This is a genomic window from Rhodococcus sp. NPDC057014 (assembly GCF_042673295.1).
Lineage (GTDB): Bacteria > Actinomycetota > Actinomycetes > Mycobacteriales > Mycobacteriaceae > Rhodococcus_F.
This window is the reverse complement of the sequence record NZ_JBHUSF010000517.1, coordinates 1-3,704: the sequence shown is the minus strand read 5'-3', so window position 1 is coordinate 3,704 and position 3,704 is coordinate 1. Positions and strand designations below refer to the sequence as shown.

Sequence of the window (3,704 nt, the reverse complement as noted above, 5' to 3'; positions counted from 1 at the left end):
CCTCTTCTACCGGAGCTCCGCTACCCATTCGCGCACGACACGCCCAAGACCCGAATCCTTGACCGCCAGCCGTCCCCGCTAACTACACGGCTTTGGGCCTAGGGCGCCGCCGATGCCCATCGACGAGCTCATCAGGGCGATGGAGGAGTGCAGGCGCTCTGGCGGCAGCAGGTCCCGCAGAGCGCTGATTCCCAGTGGGATCAGACCCACCCCGACGCCCTGCAGTCCGCGGCCGATCACCATCGGGGCCAGGGTCGTCGCGAGCGCGCAGACCACCGAGCCCAGGACGAGCGGCACCGTGCAGATCAGCATCATTCGACGCTTGCCGTAGAGGTCGCCGAGACGTCCCGTGACCGGGGTGGCCACGGCGCCGGCGAGCAGCGTCGCAGTGATCACCCAGGACGCGTTGGAGGCGGTCGTGCCGAGGAGCCGGGGCAGGTCACCGATCAGCGGCACCACGAGGGTCTGCATGAGTGCGGCGACGATGCCGGTGAATGCCAGCACGGCGACGAGGCCGCCCGGGCGGACGACGGGCGTCGGACTGTCCACGCGAATCTCCTTGACGTTGCGAAACACAATTTGTGCACCATACACAGACTATGCATGGTGCACAACGTATGTATCCTGCATATTGGTCAGGAGGGGCGTCTTCCGAGGTAGGCGGCGGTGAGGCCGTACGTGACCACGGCGGCCACGGACACTCCCGTGGACGTCCACCCCCACGAGTCCGGCCACGGCGTGGTCCCCGATGTGGTGAGCGGCGTGTACGCCGTCCACCCGTAGTCGACGACCAGCGGGACGGTGAGCGCGGCGGGGATCGCCAGCGCCGCCGCACTGACCGGTCCGCTCGACGGCAGGCTCGACGCGAACGTGTACGTGGCCGCGAGCGGAAGGAGCAGCCACATCGCGCCGAGTTGCAGGTTGTCCCACGGCGGGTGCTCGAACACAGCCGACGCGGCGACCACCGCGAGCGCCGCGATGCCGAGAACCGGCCGCGGGAAACGCCGTCCGAGCACGGCGCCCGCGAGTGCCAGTGCCGCGGGCACCAGCAGCCACGGCCAGGAGTCCGGGAACGCAGACCTTCCGATGCCGCCCGTGGCGACGAGCGCCATCGCGGCGAGCAGCACGATCCCGGTGCGGCCCTCCAGCCACAGCGCGGCGGCGATCACCACCGCGACGAGGACGATCCCGAGCTTCCACCGGCCCTGCATTCCGGCGAGGATGCCCACCTCCCACACCTGACGGGCGACCCACCAGCACAGCACCAGCCCGACCAGCGGCACCCCGATCCCGGTGACGACGGCGCGCCTGCTCACCGCGAGGTCCGCCCGCTCGCCGAAGTCGCCGGACCGCAACGCCACGGCCAGAACCACGGCCGTGAGCGCGAGGACGACCAGCGCCGCCGCATCGACGGTGGGTTCGGAAAGGTAGTCCGCGTAGCGCCGGGGAAGGGATGTCCGGATGTGCTCGATCGGTCCGCCGAGAAGGATCCCGGTGACGACACCCGTCGCGAGTGCGGTCTGCAACCACTCGAGGTCGGCGGTGGCGCACAGTCCGACGAGACCACCGAGCAGAAGTCCCGCAGCGACGCCGCCGAGGTACATCTCGAAGTCCCCAAGCCCGATCGAACGGGCGACGCCCAGCAGTGCGAGGCCGGCGAACGACAGCGCCGACAGGCCCCGCTGGGCACGAACCAGCACCGTCACCAGGACTGCGACGACCGCCGCGAGGGTGGCACCGGCGGCGGGATCGAGATACGACACGTCCAGGACCTCGCGGCCCACGACGAACACGAACCCGCCGGACCCGGTGGACGTCAACGCAATTTCCGCGACGAACCCGCCCAGCAGCAGGCACACGTGCGAGATCCGGAAAGTCATCCTCCGAGCATCGCGTACGGGTGTCGGCCTTGAAGTGACCGACGCGCAGGAGAAAGCTGGACGTCGTCGAAGTGCGCACGGCGGAGAAGGGGTGATCGGCTTGGTCATCGACAACGACGTCTACAACCGGGTGGGAGAGTCGTGGTGGGACGAGGACAACCCGCTCAACCTGCTGCACGGAAGCCTGACGCCGGGACGATTCGCCTACTTCCGCGAGGTGCTCGGCGAGACGATCGGTGGTGACTATCGCGGTCTGCGCGCCCTCGACGTCGGGTCGGGTGGCGGGTTCCTCGCGGAGGAGTTCACCCGCATCGGTTTCCGCGTGACGGGCATCGATCCCTCTTCGGTGTCGATCGACACCGCGCGCCGTCACGCCGACCGCGCGGACCTCGACATCGAGTACCGCATCGGGTCGGGCGAGCGACTCCCCGTGCCGGACTCCACGTTCGACGTCGTCTACTGCTGCGACGTCCTCGAGCACGTGTCGGATCTGGGCGAAGTGATCGCCGAGACGTCCCGCGTGCTGAAACCCGGGGGCCTGTACCTGTTCGACACCATCAACCGCACGTTCGTCAGCAAGCTCGTCGCCATCAAGCTCATGCAGGAGTGGCGGATGACGCGGATGTTCGACACCCCCATCCACGACTGGTCGATGTGCATCCGCCCCGCGGAACTGACGGCGATCCTGGAGCGCTGCGATCTGCGGCTCGGCGAGATCGTCGGGCTCGGTCCGCGGTCGAGGAACCCCCTCCGGCTCCTCGACCTCGCCCGGGCGGGCGGAACCCGGCTCAGCTACGGCGAGCTGAGCCGCCGCCTCGACTTCGGGCGGATCCGGAGCACGTCCATGTCCTACATGGGATACGCCGTCGCGAACGGCGAAAGCCCGCCGCGACCACGCGACGGGCTTCCGGAGGGGCAGAATCAGCTGTAGTCGTAGAAGCCCTTGCCGCTCTTCTTGCCGAGGTGCCCGGCATCCACCTTGCGCTTGAGCAGCGTCGGGGGAGCGTAGTGCGGCTCGGCGAACTCCGCGTACAGCGACTCCGCCGCGGCGAGCGTGATGTCGAGACCGACGGTGTCGATCAGCGTCAGCGGACCCATCGGGTACCCGCAGCCGCCCTTCATGGCCTCGTCGATGTCCTCGGCGGTGGCGTAACCCGACTCGAGCATCCGGACCGCCGACGTGAGGTACGGGATGAGCAGCGCGTTCACGATGAATCCCGCGCGGTCACCGGCCCGCACCGTCTTCTTGCGCAGCGTGTTCTTCGCGTAGTCGGTGACCGCGGTGACGGTCTCCTCCGACGTGACGAGGCTGACCACGATCTCCACCAGCGGCATCACCGGCACCGGGTTGAAGAAGTGGACGCCCACGACCTGCCCGGGACGCTGCGTGGCGTTGGCCATCTTGATCAGCGGGATGGACGACGTGTTGGACGCGAGGATGCCGGACGGCTTCACGACCTTGTCGAGCTTCTGGAAGATGTCGACCTTGAGGGATTCGATCTCCGGCGCCGCCTCGATGACGAGGTCGCGGTCGGCGAAGTCGTCGATGTCGAGGGTGACCCGCACCCGGGCGAGCGCGGCATCCGCGGCCTCCTGGTCGAGCTTGCCCGCCTTGACCCCGCGAGCGAGGGACTTCTCGATCCGGGCCTGCGCGGCCTCGGCGAACTCCGGCTTCGTCTCGAGGATGAGAACCGAGCTGCCGGCCTTGATGCATACCTCGGCGATGCCGGCACCCATGGTGCCGCCGCCGATCACGCCTACTAGTTCCACAAATTCTCCTCACGTAGCCGTGCGTGGTTGGCGAGTCCAGAGACTCGCTAACCA

Annotated in this window: 3 protein-coding genes and 1 pseudogene; 1 reads left to right on the top strand and 3 read right to left on the bottom strand. The window is 68.4% G+C overall.

The window, feature by feature from the left end:
* Positions 1 to 96: 96 nt before the first annotated feature.
* Positions 97 to 549: pseudogene (locus tag ACFTZB_RS44055) on the bottom strand (MFS transporter); the annotation flags it as partial.
* An 86-nt stretch (positions 550 to 635) separates the two neighbouring features.
* Positions 636 to 1,880 (bottom strand): hypothetical protein, encoded by a 1,245-nt coding sequence (locus ACFTZB_RS44050; protein WP_378442078.1) that lies wholly within the window; start codon positions 1,878 to 1,880, stop codon positions 636 to 638.
* A 91-nt stretch (positions 1,881 to 1,971) separates the two neighbouring features.
* On the opposite strand from ACFTZB_RS44050, the gene ubiG reads away from it, so the two are divergent.
* Positions 1,972 to 2,811 (top strand): bifunctional 2-polyprenyl-6-hydroxyphenol methylase/3-demethylubiquinol 3-O-methyltransferase UbiG, encoded by an 840-nt coding sequence (ubiG, locus tag ACFTZB_RS44045; RefSeq protein WP_378442077.1) that lies wholly within the window; start codon positions 1,972 to 1,974, stop codon positions 2,809 to 2,811.
* Here ubiG and ACFTZB_RS44040 read toward each other — a convergent pair.
* On the bottom strand, positions 2,802 to 3,650 hold the full coding sequence (locus tag ACFTZB_RS44040) for a 3-hydroxybutyryl-CoA dehydrogenase (protein WP_072944635.1): 849 nt from the start codon (positions 3,648 to 3,650) through the stop codon (positions 2,802 to 2,804). The genes ubiG and ACFTZB_RS44040 overlap by 10 nt on opposite strands.
* Positions 3,651 to 3,704: the final 54 nt, after the last annotated feature.

Coding starts and splice junctions, on each gene's coding strand:
- ACFTZB_RS44050 (WP_378442078.1), bottom strand. CDS start 1,880: ATGACTTTCCGGATCTCGCACGTGTGCCTGCTGCTGGGCGGGTTCGTC.